Here is a 17,569-nt window from a genome sequence, read left to right as displayed (position 1 = left end):
CAGTCGGCCAATTTCAACAAATGCTGACCGGCAACTATGGGTCGAAAGAGGCCCAGTGCTGATCCGATTTCACCCGAAAGCCGAAACGTCATCCACACGGATTCCGACTCGCTAACTTCCCCTATGTGATGACGGACTAACCATCGCCACACAGGGTTTGCTCTTACTCCTTCACCTCAACCTTATCCAACGCCTGATTCACAGCCAATTCCCCCAACATCACCACTTGCGTAATCCCCAGCAGGGTCTTGCGGTGTGAGTTATCCAGCAACGCCGCGAAGTTGCTGAGCATGGTGGTGGCCGAGCCCAGTGATTCGCTGGCGTTGGCCAGCAGGGATTCGGTGTCGTACTTGGGATTGACGAGGAACATGCGCTCGGGTTCGTTGGCCGCGGTCATGATGTGGGCGCCTGGGTTGAGGTAGTGGTCGAGGGCGCGCTCGGCGGCGTCGTGGAGTTTTTTGGAATCGACGGATTCGTAGGGGGATGCTGGATCGGTATATGGTGGATTGGGTGTGGGTTTGATCATAGATGAAGCTCTCTAGTTAACGCTTAAAAAGGAGCCTTCACCCTCGCTACCAAACGATGGGTGGCGGCCATACGCGGGTTGGTAGACCGGTAACTAGACAAACCCGGCGCCCCCGAAGGAGCCCTGCGCATGGCCACCATAAAGCAGAGACCTAAAAGGATCTGCAAACGGTGCGCTATGCGTCTAGTTATGCCGGGCTACCAAACCCGATCACTGTTTTTCAGTGACCCAGCCACGATAGAATCCGTGCCCTAGACGCACAAGCCGGCGGATTCTGGCGCACGCGTGGGTAACGACGCAAGGCGTTGTAGCCGTTAGGACGTAACACTGAGTGTCTTTAAACGTGCGCCTTGAAACCTGTTTAAGGCATCAAACGTTGAGTGAAAAATCTTTGGCTGAAATCGATGGTGTTGGATCTGACGCCATCGCGAGCAGGCTCGCTCCCACAGGGGGGTTGGGTTGATTCGAGGTCTTGGGATGGCAATGAATATGTACGGCAGCGGATTTTTGATCATGACTGACGCTGATTGACGACATCGGCGGATCGGCCGGGCAGCATGTGGGTCAGGGTGTTGTCGCGGACCCAGTCGTGATGAAACAGACCCACCGCCACGTGCAAGCCGATCAGCCATAACCGGTGCTGGCGAGCATTTCGTGCTTCATATGACGCTCGCGGCTCTCATGACGCCGGAGTAAGCCACGATCACTGTGGAGTCAGTGTGTAATGGTAGTGGACTGCTCCCGTCTGTGGATGTACCAGCCAGTAATCATCTTTGTCTTTTTTTAGTCGATAACATTCGGTGTTTCCAATGGGGGGGCAGGACATCAGCGATTGATTACATTACGTATCAACTGAAATGCGCATCAGCGGCATTATCACAAGCGTGCTCAACCTGTAGATTTGGTAGGAATTTTGTGTCTTCAGCGGCGACTCGCCTTGACTTGTTTATTAGAGAACCAGGTGACGACGCCGATTTATTTATGACGTAGCCAAGGTGTCTCTCATGATTCAGAGCATTATGAAAACTGCTTGCCTGACCACCCTTCTTGTCGCGTGTGCAACAGTGTCGCTCGTTCAAGCGCAACCCTTGCCGCTCGGCAAACCCGGGGCTTTGCATAATGAAGACGTGGAGTGGCGCAACTTTCCAGCGTTCCCGAAAGAAGTGAAGCTGGCGGTTCTGGTCGGTGACCCTAGTAAGCCTGGCCCATACGTTGTGCGAGTCAAAGTGCCTAACGGCATTAAATTAATGCCCCATACACACCCTGAAGACCGTATCTACACCGTAATGTCCGGTGTGTTTTATATTGGTTTCGGGTCTGTATTTGATCCAGACAAGTTAGTGGCTTACGGCCCGGGTAGTGTTGTAGTACTCCCCGCCAATACTCCGCACTTTCATTGGGCCAAGTCAGGAGAGTACATCTCTCAAGTGTATGGAACAGGTCCGTTAGGTCTTGAGTATATTGATAGTCATGACGACCCTCGTAATTCGTCAAAATAAAGAACCTGCACGACGGGGTCCACTATGCGCTCTCTGCGACTTGCGACGAGTACGCGGGATAATCGATGTAGCCATGTGCTCCCCCGCCGTAGTAAGCCTCCCGTCCCGCTTCGGCCAGTGGCCAGCCATGGCGCAAGCGATTGACCAGATCGGGATTGGCTATAAACGGCCGGCCAAAAACCGCCAAATCACTTAATCCTCCATCGATGGCCTGCTGCGCTGTTTCACGGGTGAACCCGCCCGACACCATCAAGGTGCCGTCGTAAGCTGCACGGAAGGCTTTTTGAAAGTCTGGCGTGCCAAGATGGCTGGCATGCAGGTAGGCAATCTGGCGTTGGGACAGCGCTCCGGCCAGAGCGAGCCAAGTGGCCTCTTCGCCATCGAACGGGTGCAGATCAGCCAGGTGGGCAAAAGGTGACACGCGGACACCCACCTTCGAACTGCCGATTTGCGCACTCACCCCATCGACCGTCTCAAGCAGCAATCGCAGGCGATTCGCAATCGGTGCACCACCGTAACGGTCTTCACGTGTGTTGAAGCCGCCGTTGATGAACTGTTCAAACAGATACCCGTTGCCGGCATGAATTTCGACGCCGTCAAAACCTGCCGACATGGCATTTGCCGAGGCAAGGCGAAAGTCTGCAATGACCTGCCGAATACCCTCGGCATCCAAGGCCACGGGCGCACTCACAGGGACCTGCGCTGGCTTGCCGTCGCTGTCGTAAGCATGCACCAACGTTTGAGTGGCGGGCATGGCCACAGGCGCGACAGGTGAGCGTCCCTCCAACAAGGAAGAATGCGAGACGCGTCCCACATGCCAGAGCTGGAGGAACATGCGTCCCCCGGCTTGATGAACCGCATCTGTCACGCGCTTCCAGCCTTCAATTTGCGCTGCGCAGTGGATCCCCGGGTGTGCAGGTAGCCACGCCCCTGTGGAGATACCTGAGCGCTTTCACTGATGATCAAGCCCGCTCCAGCTCGCTGTGCGTAGTAGATAGCCATGTCTTCAGACGGCACGGTGCCCTCGACACGGGCGCGGGTCATCGGCGCCATGACGATACGATTCGGCAGCTGCTGACCCGCCAGGTCATAAGATTCGAAAAGTGATGACATGCAGTGATTCCTCCGCGTGATCTCAGGAATGTGACGGGAAGTACGGCAGAACGTACTCGCCGAGTTCGTCGAGGATCTCGCCATAGGGTTGACGGCTGACCTTGGGGTTGAGCGCGATATGCGAGACACCGGCAGATTGCGCTTGCTCCAGGTAATTGCGCAGGCCGTTGCGCCCCGCCCGGAAGCCACCCTGGATGCGCTGGAATGGCTGATCCGGGTTGTCGCTGAGATCGAAATAACCACCCAGGCCCAACGGTTTGAAGGCGTTGCGCTTCTCTGCCTCATGCACGGTGGCGTGCCAACTCTCGCCCAACGATGCCAACCGTTCAGGGCTTTGCACGCCGGCAAGATAGCCATCAAGGTGCTGAGCCAACCATTCAATGCTCTGTTGCGCCTGGCCGACAGCAATTGAGGGGACGCGGCCATACGGCGCTTTCGGCACCAGATCCAGGTTTCCCGGTGAGCTACCGAATCGCTCGGAGCGGAAACGGGGAAAGCTCTGCTCGATCAGGGTTCGAAACACCGAAAAGGCATCACGGTAGCGATCGCCACGGGATTCATAATCGATGCCCATCATCGGGTAATCGCTGAATCGATCGCCCGAGGAAAGTCCCAACACCAGGCGACCTTCACTGAGTTGATCGAGGGACGTCGCTTGCTTGGCCAGATACATCGGATCACGAGTAGGCAGCACAATACCCGTGGTGCCCAGGACGATGCTGCGGGTGGCGGCGGCCAGGTAGCCGATGTAGACCAGTGGTTCAAAGATCTGCGCCACATCACCATAATCCGGGTCGTAGAAAGGTATGTCGCGCATCCATAAGGCACCAAAGCCAAGCGCTTCGGCGCGCTGCGCCATCTCCACGTGACCACGCATGGTCGGAGCCGGCCGGCCCGGGTGGGTTTCGAGGGGTAAAATCAGGCCAATCGTGAGCGCCTCCGGTTGAAACAAGCGTTGAAACCCGGGATGACGTTCAAGCGAAGGATGGGCGGTCGGTAAAGTGGCAGGTTGAGCCTGCGGCGAGAAGTCTGTGGCGATGGTCATGATGGCAGTCTCGTGAGTGACGATGACTGACATATTTATTGAATCCTCAGGCTGGATAAACAGCAGTTCGCGACCATTACACGGTCCACTGAGTCCCCAATATCGTTATCTTTCCCAAGGCACTCCTGTTTCCCAACGCTCAATCAACAGATCAATAAACCTGCGAACGCGGGGAGACAGGTGACGCTTGCTTGTGTAGACGACTCTGATGGGGTCGGGAGGTGCGCGGTAGGGTTTCAGTACTTCCACTAACGTGCCGTCGCGCAGGTCGTTACCCGTAATGTAGGTCGGCAGGTGAATCAGGCCGATGCCTGCCAGCGCCGCTTCTCGCGTGGCTTCTGAACTGTCGATGTTCAGTCGCCCTGGCTGTTCGTATAGATGAAGGCCGGCAGGTGTCTGGTAACGCCAGACGATAGGCCGCTCGCCACTGACTAAAGCGATGGTGTCATGCCCGACAAGGTCAGCTGGCGTTTGCGGTACTCCGCGTTGGGCCAGATAAGTAGGCGATGCACACGTCGCGAACTGCTGCCAAGCCACGGTACGGGTGAATAATTGTGAGTCATCTTTGGGCGTGCCGATTCGTATGGCGATGTCGATGCCCTCTTCGACCAGATCAACAAAGCGATCGGTAAACCAGACATCCGCCCGCAGTTCAGGCCACTGTTTCAGATAAGCATCCAGAATCGGCAGAATGTGGCGCTGACCAAAGGACAGCGGTGCAGTGAGTTTAAAGGTCCCGGTTGGCCTTCCACGGCGCAAGGCCATGGTCGCGTCCACTTCATCCAGATCTTCGAGAATCTGACGCCAGCGCTCATAGGCCACCTGCCCCTCGTCAGTCAGACTCAGTTTGCGCGTCGTGCGATTGAGAAGCCGTGCGCCCATCCGGCTTTCCAGGCGAACTATACTTTTCCCCACTGCCGATCGGGTCAGACCGAGAGAGGTCGCCGCTGCGGTGAAGCTTCCAGCCTTCACGGCGCAGACAAATGCAGCGATGTCACCAAATCGGTTGGCTTCCATGGGTAGCTTTACTCCAGGGCATGCATAGAGTGTATGCGGAGCATGAAGCCCCCAGAGTTTAGAAGTTGCCGTTTAACCCGGGGCAAAGATTATCGACTGTCCAGCAGGTCGTGTCACAGAAACGCAAGCACCTGGAAGCTGCTCCTGGGTGTATTGCCTTGCACTACCTTGCGACACCCTATCCCTGTTCATTTATCAATAGGACTGACCATGATCCTCAAGCGCGTAGGCTCGCAACCATCGATAAAAGGCCCTGAAGCGTACTTCACGGGCACCGTCCGTATGGACCCACTCAACTCCCCTCCTGAACCGGCCCGAGCTTCCATCGTCAGCGTCACCTTTGAACCCGGTGCACGTAGCGCCTGGCATACCCATCCGCTGGGTCAGACGCTGATTGTCACCGCAGGCTGCGGCTGGACGCAGTGTGAAGGCGAACCGATCGTGGAAATTCGTGCCGGTGATGTCATCTGGTGCCCGCCTGACCACAAACACTGGCACGGTGCAAGCGCCACCACCTCCATGACTCACATTGGGGTGCAGGAAGCGCTGGATGGTGTGAGCGTCGTATGGTTGGAAAAGGTCACCGACGAGGAATATAACGTCGGCCCGCCTGGCGAATGATTTGACGCCATTCATGACAGGGTCGTTATGCATGCTGTTAGAGACAATCCACGGCGAGCTTGCACCCCGGGACCTTGCTGGCGCCTTCAAAAAAACTGGTGTAGCCCATTGGTTTGAAGCGCAGGGCACGGGTTCGCATGAAGCGAACGACCGTTCCTGTTGTCGATTGGTCGTCCATGATCGTCACGCACTGGGGCAATGGCGACCCTTTGTGACAGGCTGCATTCGGCCAAATGAAGACATTCGCCGAGCTACATGCAAGCACCAAGCAAGACCGGTCTTCTCTTCTTGTTGCCCGCCAAAACAACAAAGCCCAGCACCAGACTGGGTTTCAAGATGAGCGTGGATCGCTTATCAAGTATTCATTGAAAGGATGAGCACGATGAGCCGCACGAGCCATATCTGCCTGATGGCGACCTATAACGAGTGGATGAACGCAAAGATTTATGAGGCAGCCAGAAGCCTGCCAGATGAAGAGCTCTCAGTGGACAGGAAAGCATTTTTTGGTTCAATTTTCGGGACGTTGAACCACTTGGTGGCCGGCGACACTATCTGGCTAAAGCGATTCGCCCAGCACCCAGCGAACCACTTGGCTCTGGGACCGATTCGGCAGCTTCCGGCCCTCAAAAGCCTCGACCAGTTGCAGTTCTCAAATATCCGAGAACTTTCGGCACATCGAGTGTGGCTCGATCAGAAAATTGTCGAGTGGTCTCGCTCCATTGCAGAGTCGGATCTAGATCACACCCTCAATTACACAAGCATGAAGGGAGTACCGGCTGACAGGAGCTTTTATGGTTTGGTCATGCATTTCTTCAACCATCAGACGCATCACCGCGGACAAGTTACTACCTTGCTTTCACAAGCTGGTGTCGACATAGGTGATACGGATCTGGTCGTCCTCATTCCATCCGAGCCCTGCACAAAGTAGAAAAGCCTAGCGCTAGACCGGGTTTTGTCACATCTGATCGGGTCGGCGAAACAGCGCAGCCATCCGGGCTGGTTGTCGATCCCGAGTGACGGCAAACGGCTGTGGATTCAACCGGTCGACGCAACACAACTAAATTCTGTATAAGCAGAAGGAGTGTTGCAGATGAAGCAGAGACCTCGGATCTATTACACCGAAAGCCAGAAAAAACTGATGTGGGATCACTGGCAGAAAGGCGACTCTCTCCAGCATCGTAGGGAAACAAGGATGGCCTCCGTCCCAAACAGTGAATACCGCCTCTCGCAGCGAACCGACGGAGGTCCTTTCGCCATATTGCAGCAGTTGGACGAGTTCGATTTCGCGCCTGACGCTGCCTACGGAAGCCAAATCACCGTCGTAATCTTTCAGCCTTCAAATGCTCTCCCTATGCGATCCAGTGACCGAAAGCTTCGAGAAAAAACCACGGTCACTGATCCCGGCAAGCGTGTGTCGCAATAAATTCATTCCAGAGTTGGAATCCTGAGCGTTGATCAGTCCATGGCTGCCCTGGAAACCCGCCAGATCAGTCACGGCCGAATTAGCTCTACAGAGCCAGCAAACTACAATGGTAACCATCCGAGCTATGAGCAAGCTCATAGCTCGGGCGCCCTATCAGCCTTACCTTTCCCCGCAGCGACGTGACGAATGGATAGCCGCAGGTCTGGGATAACAAGATATCTGGGGAAAGCCAGTGAGACGCAGGATCAACGAGCTGTATTTGCTCACGGCGCTCGCCAAAAATCACCAGGACGCGTTGGAGCCAGGCGTCCTGTGCCTGTAAAACCCTTGCGAGAGCGAGGTACATGGATAGATCGCTGGTCATATGAAATCATTCAGAGGATTGTGATTGGCGCTTGGCGCTGATCACAGCAGGAAGCGGTTAGCAGGCTTCTTCAAGCCCAAGCGATCCCTTAGCGTTCCGGGTTCATATTCCTTGCGGAAACCCCCTTTGGCTTGCAGCAAAGGCACCACGCTGCGCGTGAATGTTTCGAAGTCAGTTGGCAAAAACGGAAACATGAGGTTATAGCCATCGACGGCATTCGACTCGTATAACGCTGAAAGCTTATCGGCAATATGCTCTGCCGTTCCAATCAGTAGCCAGGTACTGGAGCTCTTGACCAACCGGCGCCCTATTTCGCGGATAGACAAGGAAGGATCGTACTTCTTGAGCAGGGCCAGCTCAGTACGAATACCATCAAACTCGGATTCATCCGGCAGCGCAGGCAATGGGCTGTCCGGCGAGAGGCCTGTCAAATCAAGACGGGTGTAACTGGAGACCAGATCAATCGCCACAGCGTCGATGATGAGGCTATCCTCCAGTTGCCGCCGTCGCTCCTCCTCAGTCTCATCCTCTAGAACCACCGGGAGCACACCGGTAATAATTTTCAGATCACTGGAAAGCCTGCCCCTCAACTCGAGTCGGCGATTCAAATCTGCCCTATATGCCAGTCCGTCTTCGATCGTATTGATGAAACAGAAATGCACGTCCGCATGGGCGGCGGCCAGATTCTTGCCCGCTTCAGAAGACCCCGCCTGGGCAAGGACGGGATGTCCTTGAGGTGGACGCGGCACGTTAAGCGGACCACGCACGCTGAAATGTTCCCCTTTGTGATTGATCGGGTGAATTCTTGATGGATCGGCAAAATCGCCGGTGCACTTGTCAAACTCAAGCGCCCCATCCTCCCAGGAGTCCCAAAGCTGCTTGACGATATGGATAAATTCCTCGGCCCGCAGATAACGATCGCCGTGCTTTGACACGCCTGACAATCCAAAATTTGAAGCCTCCTCCTCCAGCCAGGAGGTCACGATATTCCAGCTGGCTCGCCCTGCGCTGAGGTAGTCTAGCGAAGCAAAATATCGCGAAATATTGAAGGGCTCGTTATAGGAAGTTGAAGCGGTACCCATCAAACCGATGTGATCGGTAACAGCAGCCAGTGAGGACAATAGAGTAATAGGCTCAAGACGGGCATTGGCATAGTGCCTCAATCCGCTGGCCACGGAGTCCCAGACTGCCACATGATCCGCGACAAAAACCGCGTCAAACTTCGCCGCTTCGGCCGCCTGCACCAATTTTACGTAGTAGCCAAGCGTCAATATTTCTTTGGTCGGTGACAGCGGGTGGCGCCAGGAAAAACGATAGTCGCCTTGGGGATTAAAGAAGAACAAATTCAAAATCATACTTTTATTGGACATAACGCCTCCGCGACCTTACCCACATCGCATTCATTTTCAGTTGGCCGTCTTGACGGTATTTTCTGCTACCCACTGCGCCGCGACTTTTGCTGGATCCTTGTGATCGATATCTACAAGGCGATTGAGTTGCTTAAGGTCGTCATCGGTGAGTTTTGCAGAAACCTCGTTGAGCACCTTGGTGACTTCTGGGGTTAACAACGCCTTGCGACCCAGTGGCGTGATGTTTTGCAGAGGCTGTTGGTGCTTGTCGTCCTCTAGGACAACCCAAGGTTCTTTAGCCAGGATGCCTTGCGTGGAGACGACCGTGGCGACGTCGATAGCGCCGGAGTTCAACGCCAGCCGCGACAAGGGCCCGCCCATGTCCAGCGATTTGACGCTCCTGAAGTTGATGCCGTAGACCGCCTTCAACCCGGGCAGGCCTAATGCAGAAGTGGCGACTTCGGGTGGCCCACCCAACGTGAAATCACCTGAGACGGGCGCCAGGTCGGACAAGGTGTGCAAGTTGTATTTTTCTGCAGTATTTTTGGTAACGGCCCAAGCGGTAATAGAGCCTGCGGAAGAAGGTTCAAGCAACTGGAGATCTGCTGGCAACTTCTGTTGCAAAGCGCTGACGATATCCTTTTGGGTGGTCAAGGCTGTCTTGTCGTCATAGAAGTTCAGCAGTGATCCTATATATTCGGGTACAACGTCTATATCCCCGTTTTCCAGCGCCTTGGCGATGATCTGGCGATTTCCCAGATTAAGCCGGGTCTTGACATCAATTCCTTCATTTTTCAGGGCTGACGCATAAATGTTTGCGAGAATGGTCTGCTCTGAAAAATTGGCCCCTCCTATGGTGATGGATTGAGCACTGACAACCGTGCTGCCAACCATCAGGCCTAATCCCAGCAGCAATGAAATCGAGTGCGCTGACCGAGCCTTCAAACGATGTTTATTTTTCATTTTAATTTGCACCTCTGCAGAATTAACACGCACTTTCAAATGCCCATGATCATGACGCGCTCAGCTCAACATCGCCCGCTCGCCATTTTCGAACCATGAGTGTTTCTATCATTGAGCAAACCCACTCGCTGACAATCGCCAGTGTCGACACTACCAATGCGCCGCCAATAATTTGCGGCGTATCATTTCGACCAAGCCCATCGATGAGAAACCTGCCTAGCCCGCCGAACCCTGCATATGCGGCGATAGTTGCCGTTGCAATAAGTTGTACCAAGGCCGATCTGAAGCCAGAAAAAATCAGCGGAAAAGCCAAAGGTAGTTCGAGCCGAATAAACGTCTGCCATCTACGCATCCCCATGGATTTGGCCGCACTTTTCAACGACGAATCCACCTGATCGATTCCGACATAGGTGTTGGTTAATATCGGCGGGATGCTCATGGTGACCAACGCGATAATTACCGCACTGGTTTCATAGCCAATCACCATGATTGCAAGTATCACAATACCGAGAGAAGGCAATGCTCGCCCAATATTGAATACCCCTATCGCCACATGCGCGCCTTTGCGATAGTTAGCCATGAGTACGCCGAGAGGCAACGCTATCGCACAAGCAATAGCAAGGCTCAAAGACACATAATAAATATGCTCTGCCAGCCGAGTCAGTATCCCGTTCTCACCCAACCAATTTTCAGGGAGAGAAAACCAAAGGTAGACACCTGCGATCATATTCATTAGCGCACCCAAGGGACCAGCCACTTATTTATTAAATAAAACAGAAAATCAAAACAAAACGCCAACGTCACCGTCAGGATCAAGCTGACCGCGACAGGCGTAGTGAAACTTTGAGCCAACCCAGTAATGAATAGCTGGCCCAGCCCACCTTGACCGATTAACGCAGTAACAGTCACCAGTCCTACCAATGTAACCGAGGTCGTTCGCAGTCCTGCCAGTAACGAAGGCAATGCCAGTGGAAGTTCAACCCCCAGGAATCTCTGCATGCGCGTATACCCTAGCGCACGGGCTTCCTCCAGAACGTCCAGGGGGTTACTCTCAAGCCCCGCCAAGGTGTTCTGTAAAACAATAAGCAAGGAATACAAACTCAAACCGATCACCGCTGTCATCTTAGATAAACCAGTAAAAGGCATTATCAAAATAAACAGCGCCAGGGACGGAATGGTAAAGAGTATTCCGCTGACATAAATCATGGGCCTCGCCGATCCTGGCTTCCACAACGTCAAGAGCACCATTGCGCCCGCTAACAGCATTCCTATACACAGGCCCAAGGTAACCAGCTGAATATGATCAAATAACAGCTGGCCGATTTGCTGCCAGTTTTCAACGATCCAGGACCAGTCAATCATTGCGCACTTCCGAAGCGGCGCTCATTGAGTGCGCTGTGAAGGCTGGCAATCGAGAGGCAACCTTCGTAACCTCCCGCCTCATCCACTCGAACCACTACACCGATCGGAGCAGTTAGAATTTTAACCAATGCATGATGCAACGAGTCGTTATTCGACACCGTTGTAACCTCGGGAACAGGCACATCCGATTCACTGACCCATTTCAACGGATTGGATTTATCATCCAGCAGAAGTTTGAATTCACAATCGACTTCATCCGCTGGAAGATCAGAAACCTTCATCAGCGAAAGTCTTTTTAGCAGCGGATCTTTGCCGATGAAATTCTTCACAAACTCGCTGGCAGGATGGGCAAGGATATTTTGTGGTGTATCGAACTGAACAAGCTTTCCTTCGCCCTCGAAAATGGCAATCCGATCACCAATCTTGATGGCCTCCTCCATATCATGGGTCACCAGGATAATGGTTTTATGCAAACGTCTCTGAAGCGCAACCAGTTCATCCTGCAGTCGCTCGCGTATCACCGGATCAAGCGCGGCAAAGGGTTCGTCCATCAATACAACAGGTGGGTCCGAGGCCAATGCCCTCGCCAGAGCGACACGACTTTGCTGCCCGCCCGACAGCTGATTAGGGTACCGGTCAAGAAATTCCGGCTGAAGTCCAACCAGGGAAATGAGCTCGCCCACGCGCTGTCGGATTTTATGCTTGTTCCAGCCCAAGAGCCGCGGTACAGCGCCTATATTTTCTGCAACAGTCTGGTGAGGAAATAAGGCTGAGCTCTGCATCATGAAACCAATGCCGCGGCGTAGCGTAACGACGTCAAGCTCATCGGTCGCAACTCCATTTACGCAGATACGGCCACTGTCTTGGGTATCCAGCCTATTGATCATTCGCAAAATGGTCGTTTTGCCACACCCGCTAGGCCCGACAAATACACAGATCTCACCCTCTCGGACATGAAGCGTTAAATCGCTCACGGCCATTCGCGGGCTGCCTTTATGAGTTTTCTTGATGGCTTCAAAACGTATCATTTCCGACGCCCAGATTAGCTTTCATATTTTTACTGCTTGGTAGGATGGCGAGGACAATCCACGGGACTGACCAGGTGTTTATGCAATAACTGGAAGTAGCCATGAATGACATAGCCATTGTTTCGAGCAATCCATTGTTCACGCCTGGCTCTGTACACATGGGGCAAGTAAAACCAAGGCAAACCGGGAAGATCGTGATGAACTAAGTGAAGATTGAGGTTAAGAAAGAGCCAACTCAAAAGCCCTGACGATTCATTGATAACCGTGCGGTGTTCTGGAAGCGTTGACGGCCGATGCTCGTAAAACGACCTGATCATTGCAATGGACAAAGCCGACAGTGAAACTAAAAATATGTACTGCACGGCACTGATGGCGCTGTATTGTTCAACTAGGGCCAGCACTACGCCAACACTTAGCATATGAGTTGCCCACACCCGCCAAGCGCTTCGCCTAGTGTGAAATAGCCCTCTGATCTCGCTACCCACAAGGGCTATCACTGCCAATGGCGCCCCCATAAGCAAGCGACCACCCAAGGTCTTATTTACCCACAACAACGTTTTAATATAACGAGACGAGCGCAACCAAAAAGCACTTGTGACGTAACGACTTTCTGGGTCTTGACCAGGTACAGTCAGCACCTCGTCATTGTGATGCGCCAAATGCGTGTCCCTATAAATGTCGTAGGGATACCACACGGCAAACGGCAGAAATCCCAGGGATTTATTTATGGCAGGCCAACGAGTTGGATGACCGTGGATAAGCTCATGCTGAATCGACATCCAGAGCACGACCAGCGGAACCAACAGGACAATGGACAATACTTCGCCAAGAGCGTCCCCATAAAAAACTATAAAAGCCCAGGCCAGATAGAATCCGACCAACAAAAGCCAGGTGGGCCATTCAGTCTGACTGGTTAATGTATTGCTCAGCTTAACAATTTCAGCTCGATGAGCTTCATCCAAATAGTTTGGCATTGTTGTAAGTCGCGATAGATATTGCCTGAACAGAAGCCCAATCACTCACGTTTCAAGCTGCAACCCCATAGGACCGGGCATTACCTGAAGATGACTGGCTAGACGAACTGTATGGAAGTGCCCAACAGCGATGATTCACATGGCATAGAGAAGAAATGCCAAGCCTTCGCTGATTGCACTGCAGGCTTCGCTGTTCGCCTGACAAGGGAGGGGTTTGCCGGTAACGAATGGAACAGCAATGAAGGCACAAGGACTAATGCGGATATTGCCGGAGTGAGAAATCGCTACATGAGCTCCATCATAAGACAGAGCCTCAAGGCTGATTTGGAAGATTCGGGCGCCGGACATAGTCGTACCATAAAATTGGATTGAACATATCCGGTGGTCCGGTAAGCACAATGTAGCATGATGGGTAATACGATCAAGGAATATATTTTATTATGCTTATTCGAAAAATGAATAAGAATTCACCAACGCGTCTACCCTTCCTCTGGGCTTGCCTGCTCCGCTAGCCTAGTTTCAGCGCACCGACTCTAGGCAACTTTACTCATTGCCGACTAAATGACCGGGCACAACGGCAGGCAAGCTTACTCATTCATTACTTTAGAAAAAACCGCTTGGTGCAGCCAGCGTGGTGTCGCCCACATGAAAATCACATTTAGTTTATTAATTACTCCCGGCACGACACTTATACGCCCTGCATTGAGCGCGCGGATACCAGCCTGCACCACCGGGGCAGGTTGCATCATCATAGCGCGTAAGCCGACTGTGATTTTCTGTTGCGCTGCGGAGGCGAAACCGGTGTCCGTCATTCCTGGGCACAACGTGGTGACCGTTACACCATCAGCTTTGAACTCCCGATGCAGTGCTTCTCCCAAACGCAATACATACGCTTTGGCAGCCGAGTACACGGCGAAATTCACCACGCCTTGATAGGCCAGCATACTGGCTACTTGAAGGATGTATCCTTGCCGGCGCCTCTTCATATCTTGCCCGAAAAGGTAGGTCATGGCCGTCAAGCTCGCGATATCGAGTTGGATCATAGCCAATGCGTCGTCCAATTTGCCGCCCAAGAACGGGCCCTGCAAGCCGTGACCCGCGTTATTGATCAAGATATCAATTCGAATTCCACGACTCGTCAAATATTCATGGAGCTCATTAATGGCTGTAGTATTCGAAAGATCAACTTGTTCGGTAATGACTTCTATGCCGTATTGTTTTTGCAGCGCCCCTGCCAGGGCTTGAAGACGCTCCAATCGGCGAGCGACCAGCACCAATGGATGACCCATTTCAGCGTACTGTTTTGCGAATTCCTCACCAAACCCGCTAGATGCACCAGTGATCAGAACCCAGGAATTTTTTTTATTACTCATTGGAGTGCCTTTAATTTGAGTTGGCGAACATAACTGCCACAGAGCCTGAACAATATCTGCGTCAGGCTCTGCCCCTCCTATTTACTAGACTGCCGCTTAACTAATAAACACTGTAAGCCCGCAACTGCTAAAAGCGATAAGTTAGCGACGTTCCGAAACCGTTGGCACTGTTTTTGTATTTGGAGCTGTAGGCGCCTCGTGTTGCCGAAACTTGATTGACCTTTACGCTTTCTTCCCAAAGGTAGGAATACGCGAAGTCGACAGTGACATTATCTACCGGAGTCCAGCCCGCCCCCAGACTCACCACTGTGCGATCACCGGTAGGGATACGTGGCCCGCGGTTGGTGTTGTTAGTGGGGGATTGGTCCACAGAAAATCCGGAGCGCAAAACCCACTGTTTGTTGACTTGATATGAGGCACCCACAGCGTGGGCCCAAGTGTCATGCCAGTTCTCCTCTTCGGTTACCGTACCCAAAGAATTTCGCAGTATCGCTGGTAGCCCTGTGGTCTCAGCCGTTAATTCTTTGAACCGACTCCAACGCGTCCAGGTGCTGCCCAGATAGAGGGCCCAGTCATCATTGAGCTGATGGGTTACTGACAAATCTACGGACTCGGGAAGATCGACATCCAAAGAGGCGTCATAGCTTTGACCGCTGACGCCCAACAAGCTGAAGGTGCCGTTCGTGAGTTTTGTTTTGGCATCCAAGTGATAACTGACCTTGGAATGATAGGTTATGCCCAATCGCGTACGGTCCGTAGCCTGTACCAGGACGCCCGCGTTGAAACCCAAGGCCGTATCATCTCCAGTACTCTTGACCTTGCCATCGTTAGTACCTGGGCTAAAGGCGTTAGGGGCCATTGCGGACAACTCACCGCTTATACGGTTGATGGTTGGGCCGAAACCAATCGACACCTTGTCGTTAAAGGCATAGCTGACACTGGGCTGGAACGTCAGCGTCGTAACTTCACTTTTGTTCGCATAATAACGACCAGCAAAACCGCTGCCGTAGTCGGTTATCAGACCAAAAGGCACGTAAAAACCGACCCCGAAAGCCCAATGTTCATCAATGGGTTTGACGTAATACCCCATGGGTACAGTGGTCACGGGCACCATGTCACCGTCTTGCTCGCCACCGAAGGTACTGCGGGTATGGCTGATGTCTGATTTTGCAAACAGCGTTGCCGCACCGACGCTGAACTGTTCGTGTTTCAGGCGGGCCATCCCCGCGGGGTTTCCAAATACGGTACTCGCATCCTCGGCAGAGGAAGACCGGCCGGCGAATCCAGTTCCCATCCCGCTGATACTCTGCTCGTTAAGAGCAAAACCGCTCGCAAACCCATGCACCGATGCAAGTGACGCAGCAAAGCTAAGGGAAGTCTTTAGGATTATTTTTTTCATTATTGTGACCCTTTAAATATTTACGGAACGTGGTGTTACATGCACAACTGTTGCCCTGGATTTACCGCCTTCTAACAAACTGCCTCTACGGTCCGGATCAATGTCCTACGCCAGTCCGTCGTCCGACACATGGTCGAATTCCGCTTAGGTGACTGATCACCCATCCGTGAGCAAATTGCTCGAGAAGCAAAGCCAACGAATGAGATATTGCAGCCCTCCACTTAACTCTCAGTCCATCGGCGAAACAGGACACTGGCATTCACACCACCAAAGCCGAAGCCATTGGACAATGCGTGCTCGATTGCCATTTGCCTGGATTGAAGGGCGACCAGATTCAAACCTGCAGCAGCCTCATCCGGGTTGAGCAAGTTGAGCGTCGGCGGAACGATTTGGTCTCGTAGCGCCAAAACGGTGAAAACGGCTTCAAGGCCACCGGCCGCACCCAGCAAATGGCCAGTGGCGGACTTGGTCGACGTAATCGCGACCCGTGAGGAAGAGCCGAACAACCCGCGAATTGCCGCCAGTTCACCTTTGTCCCCGATTGGCGTTGAAGTGGCATGGGCGTTGATGTGCTGAATCTCTTCAGGTTTGAGCCTGGCCTGATCCAACGCTTGCTGCATCGCACGGCGTGCACCATTCCCGTCTTCAGGACCTGCGGTCAAATGATGGGCGTCCGCACTGGTGCCATATCCGATCAGCTCTGCGATCGGTTTCGCTCCCCGCGCCAGCGCATGTTCAAGTGATTCAATGACCAGCAACCCGGCCCCCTCCCCCATGACGAAACCATCTCGGTCCTGATCAAAGGGACGAGAGGCTTTCTCTGGCCAATCGTTATAACCTGTGGACAGGGCTCGAGCGGCTGCGAACCCAGCCAGACTGACGCGATGAATCGCAGCCTCGGCGCCACCGCACAATGCGATGTCGGCTTCACCCGAGCGGATCAACCTAGCGGCATCGCCAATGGCCTGCACTCCCGCGGCACACGCGGTGACCGGAGCCCCCAGCGGCCCCTTAAAGTTATATTTAATCGACACGTGACCCGCCGCGAGGTTGGCGAGAAATGACGGTATGGTGAATGGCGAAAGGCGACCGGGTCCTCGCTCATCGGTAGTGCGAACGGCATTAGCTATCGCTGTGAAACCACCAATACCTGTGCCAATTATCGTCGCAGTACGTTCCTGCTCAGAGCCCTGCTCAGGCGCCCAGTGAGCTTGTGTCAGCGCCTCACGTGCAGCCAAAAGTGCAAATTCGATAAACCGATCCATCTTTTTTCGATCCTTTGCCGAGACGGCCAACTCTGGATCAAAACCAGCGACAGGATCCTGCTCCAGTGAAGGCACCTGGCCTCCAACCACGCATCCCACACCGTTGCTAAATTCCTCAGACAAAGGCCTGATACCGGACTGCCCCTCCAACAAACGGCGCCAGACCTCCTCCACACCACAGCCCAATGGGGAAACAACCCCCATACCAGTGACTACGATACGTTTACTTTCCGATGACATTGGCTCAC

Annotated in this window: 17 protein-coding genes and 2 pseudogenes; 5 read left to right on the top strand and 14 right to left on the bottom strand. The window is 53.4% G+C overall.

What is annotated here, in order from left to right; all coding sequences use genetic code 11:
- Nucleotides 1–163: 163 nt before the first annotated feature.
- Nucleotides 164–526, bottom strand: a complete 363-nt coding sequence (locus ACYZTW_RS12800; protein WP_462005159.1) for a DUF6124 family protein — start codon at nt 524–526, stop codon at nt 164–166.
- Between the two features lie 511 nt (nt 527–1,037).
- Nucleotides 1,038–1,183 (bottom strand): annotated as a pseudogene (locus tag ACYZTW_RS12795) (cytochrome B); the annotation flags it as partial.
- A 347-nt stretch (nt 1,184–1,530) separates the two neighbouring features.
- Here ACYZTW_RS12795 and ACYZTW_RS12790 point away from each other — a divergent pair.
- Nucleotides 1,531–2,025, top strand: a complete 495-nt coding sequence (locus ACYZTW_RS12790) for a cupin domain-containing protein (RefSeq protein ID WP_462005158.1) — start codon at nt 1,531–1,533, stop codon at nt 2,023–2,025.
- Nucleotides 2,026–2,047: 22 nt separating this feature from the next.
- Here ACYZTW_RS12790 and ACYZTW_RS12785 read toward each other — a convergent pair.
- The 3 genes and pseudogenes from ACYZTW_RS12785 to ACYZTW_RS12775 all read right to left on the bottom strand — a co-directional run bounded on the left by ACYZTW_RS12785 (nt 2,048) and on the right by ACYZTW_RS12775 (nt 5,200).
- Nucleotides 2,048–3,138, bottom strand: a pseudogene (locus tag ACYZTW_RS12785) (alkene reductase).
- 22 nt (nt 3,139–3,160) lie between these two features.
- A complete protein-coding gene (locus ACYZTW_RS12780; RefSeq protein WP_462005157.1) occupies nt 3,161–4,216 on the bottom strand; it encodes an LLM class oxidoreductase in 1,056 nt (351 codons plus the stop codon).
- 72 nt (nt 4,217–4,288) lie between these two features.
- The gene (locus tag ACYZTW_RS12775; RefSeq protein ID WP_462005156.1) at nt 4,289–5,200 is read right to left on the bottom strand and encodes a LysR family transcriptional regulator; all 912 of its coding nucleotides are present in this window, start codon (nt 5,198–5,200) and stop codon (nt 4,289–4,291) included.
- Nucleotides 5,201–5,410: 210 nt separating this feature from the next.
- On the opposite strand from ACYZTW_RS12775, the gene ACYZTW_RS12770 reads away from it, so the two are divergent.
- The 3 genes from ACYZTW_RS12770 to ACYZTW_RS12760 all read left to right on the top strand — a co-directional run bounded on the left by ACYZTW_RS12770 (nt 5,411) and on the right by ACYZTW_RS12760 (nt 7,244).
- Nucleotides 5,411–5,821: a (R)-mandelonitrile lyase gene (locus ACYZTW_RS12770; protein ID WP_462005155.1), complete on the top strand. Its 411-nt coding sequence runs from the start codon at nt 5,411–5,413 to the stop codon at nt 5,819–5,821.
- 382 nt (nt 5,822–6,203) lie between these two features.
- Nucleotides 6,204–6,749, top strand: coding sequence for a DinB family protein (locus tag ACYZTW_RS12765; RefSeq protein WP_462005154.1), 546 nt, complete (start codon nt 6,204–6,206; stop codon nt 6,747–6,749).
- Between the two features lie 162 nt (nt 6,750–6,911).
- Nucleotides 6,912–7,244 (top strand): hypothetical protein, encoded by a 333-nt coding sequence (locus tag ACYZTW_RS12760; protein ID WP_462005885.1) that lies wholly within the window; start codon nt 6,912–6,914, stop codon nt 7,242–7,244.
- 405 nt (nt 7,245–7,649) lie between these two features.
- Here the strand turns inward: ACYZTW_RS12760 and ACYZTW_RS12755 are convergent, their stop codons facing one another.
- The 6 genes from ACYZTW_RS12755 to ACYZTW_RS12730 are packed head-to-tail and all read right to left on the bottom strand — an operon-like array spanning nt 7,650 to nt 13,284.
- Nucleotides 7,650–8,978, bottom strand: a complete 1,329-nt coding sequence (locus ACYZTW_RS12755; RefSeq protein WP_462005153.1) for an NtaA/DmoA family FMN-dependent monooxygenase — start codon at nt 8,976–8,978, stop codon at nt 7,650–7,652.
- Between the two features lie 36 nt (nt 8,979–9,014).
- Nucleotides 9,015–9,920, bottom strand: a complete 906-nt coding sequence (locus ACYZTW_RS12750; protein WP_462005152.1) for an ABC transporter substrate-binding protein — start codon at nt 9,918–9,920, stop codon at nt 9,015–9,017.
- Nucleotides 9,921–9,969: 49 nt separating this feature from the next.
- Nucleotides 9,970–10,653 carry an ABC transporter permease gene (locus ACYZTW_RS12745; protein WP_462005151.1) on the bottom strand — a complete coding sequence of 228 codons (684 nt, stop codon included), beginning with the start codon at nt 10,651–10,653 and terminating at the stop codon, nt 9,970–9,972.
- Nucleotides 10,653–11,282 carry an ABC transporter permease gene (locus ACYZTW_RS12740; RefSeq protein WP_462005150.1) on the bottom strand — a complete coding sequence of 210 codons (630 nt, stop codon included), beginning with the start codon at nt 11,280–11,282 and terminating at the stop codon, nt 10,653–10,655. The genes ACYZTW_RS12745 and ACYZTW_RS12740 overlap by 1 nt, the downstream gene beginning before the upstream one ends.
- Nucleotides 11,279–12,310, bottom strand: a complete 1,032-nt coding sequence (locus tag ACYZTW_RS12735; protein WP_462005149.1) for an ABC transporter ATP-binding protein — start codon at nt 12,308–12,310, stop codon at nt 11,279–11,281. Before ACYZTW_RS12735 ends, ACYZTW_RS12740 begins: the two co-directional genes overlap by 4 nt.
- Before the next feature lie 29 nt (nt 12,311–12,339).
- The gene (locus tag ACYZTW_RS12730; protein ID WP_462005148.1) at nt 12,340–13,284 is read right to left on the bottom strand and encodes a fatty acid desaturase; all 945 of its coding nucleotides are present in this window, start codon (nt 13,282–13,284) and stop codon (nt 12,340–12,342) included.
- A 111-nt stretch (nt 13,285–13,395) separates the two neighbouring features.
- Here ACYZTW_RS12730 and ACYZTW_RS12725 point away from each other — a divergent pair, with 111 nt between their 5' ends.
- On the top strand, nt 13,396–13,656 hold the full coding sequence (locus ACYZTW_RS12725) for a hypothetical protein (protein WP_462005147.1): 261 nt from the start codon (nt 13,396–13,398) through the stop codon (nt 13,654–13,656).
- Nucleotides 13,657–13,871: 215 nt separating this feature from the next.
- Here the strand turns inward: ACYZTW_RS12725 and ACYZTW_RS12720 are convergent, their stop codons facing one another.
- The 3 genes from ACYZTW_RS12720 to fabF all read right to left on the bottom strand — a co-directional run bounded on the left by ACYZTW_RS12720 (nt 13,872) and on the right by fabF (nt 17,561).
- Nucleotides 13,872–14,657, bottom strand: a complete 786-nt coding sequence (locus ACYZTW_RS12720; protein WP_462005146.1) for an SDR family NAD(P)-dependent oxidoreductase — start codon at nt 14,655–14,657, stop codon at nt 13,872–13,874.
- 127 nt (nt 14,658–14,784) lie between these two features.
- Nucleotides 14,785–16,056, bottom strand: coding sequence for an OmpP1/FadL family transporter (locus tag ACYZTW_RS12715; RefSeq protein ID WP_462005145.1), 1,272 nt, complete (start codon nt 16,054–16,056; stop codon nt 14,785–14,787).
- 221 nt (nt 16,057–16,277) lie between these two features.
- Nucleotides 16,278–17,561 carry a beta-ketoacyl-ACP synthase II gene (gene fabF / locus ACYZTW_RS12710; RefSeq protein ID WP_462005144.1) on the bottom strand — a complete coding sequence of 428 codons (1,284 nt, stop codon included), beginning with the start codon at nt 17,559–17,561 and terminating at the stop codon, nt 16,278–16,280.
- Between the last annotated feature and the right edge of the window lie 8 nt (nt 17,562–17,569).

It is taken from the genome of Pseudomonas sp. LB3P25, assembly GCF_054897985.1.
Note: the sequence above shows the minus strand (reverse complement) of the source record. Positions and strands in the feature narration are given on the sequence as shown.

Coding starts and splice junctions, on each gene's coding strand:
- ACYZTW_RS12730 (WP_462005148.1), bottom strand. CDS start 13,284: ATGCCAAACTATTTGGATGAAGCTCATCGAGCTGAAATTGTTAAGCTG.
- ACYZTW_RS12775 (WP_462005156.1), bottom strand. CDS start 5,200: ATGGAAGCCAACCGATTTGGTGACATCGCTGCATTTGTCTGCGCCGTG.
- ACYZTW_RS12765 (WP_462005154.1), top strand. CDS start 6,204: ATGAGCCGCACGAGCCATATCTGCCTGATGGCGACCTATAACGAGTGG.
- ACYZTW_RS12755 (WP_462005153.1), bottom strand. CDS start 8,978: ATGTCCAATAAAAGTATGATTTTGAATTTGTTCTTCTTTAATCCCCAA.
- ACYZTW_RS12780 (WP_462005157.1), bottom strand. CDS start 4,216: ATGTCAGTCATCGTCACTCACGAGACTGCCATCATGACCATCGCCACA.
- ACYZTW_RS12770 (WP_462005155.1), top strand. CDS start 5,411: ATGATCCTCAAGCGCGTAGGCTCGCAACCATCGATAAAAGGCCCTGAA.
- ACYZTW_RS12750 (WP_462005152.1), bottom strand. CDS start 9,920: ATGAAAAATAAACATCGTTTGAAGGCTCGGTCAGCGCACTCGATTTCA.
- ACYZTW_RS12745 (WP_462005151.1), bottom strand. CDS start 10,653: ATGAATATGATCGCAGGTGTCTACCTTTGGTTTTCTCTCCCTGAAAAT.
- ACYZTW_RS12740 (WP_462005150.1), bottom strand. CDS start 11,282: ATGATTGACTGGTCCTGGATCGTTGAAAACTGGCAGCAAATCGGCCAG.
- ACYZTW_RS12790 (WP_462005158.1), top strand. CDS start 1,531: ATGATTCAGAGCATTATGAAAACTGCTTGCCTGACCACCCTTCTTGTC.
- ACYZTW_RS12720 (WP_462005146.1), bottom strand. CDS start 14,657: ATGAGTAATAAAAAAAATTCCTGGGTTCTGATCACTGGTGCATCTAGC.
- ACYZTW_RS12725 (WP_462005147.1), top strand. CDS start 13,396: ATGGAAGTGCCCAACAGCGATGATTCACATGGCATAGAGAAGAAATGC.
- ACYZTW_RS12735 (WP_462005149.1), bottom strand. CDS start 12,310: ATGATACGTTTTGAAGCCATCAAGAAAACTCATAAAGGCAGCCCGCGA.
- ACYZTW_RS12715 (WP_462005145.1), bottom strand. CDS start 16,056: ATGAAAAAAATAATCCTAAAGACTTCCCTTAGCTTTGCTGCGTCACTT.
- ACYZTW_RS12760 (WP_462005885.1), top strand. CDS start 6,912: ATGAAGCAGAGACCTCGGATCTATTACACCGAAAGCCAGAAAAAACTG.
- ACYZTW_RS12800 (WP_462005159.1), bottom strand. CDS start 526: ATGATCAAACCCACACCCAATCCACCATATACCGATCCAGCATCCCCC.
- fabF (WP_462005144.1), bottom strand. CDS start 17,561: ATGTCATCGGAAAGTAAACGTATCGTAGTCACTGGTATGGGGGTTGTT.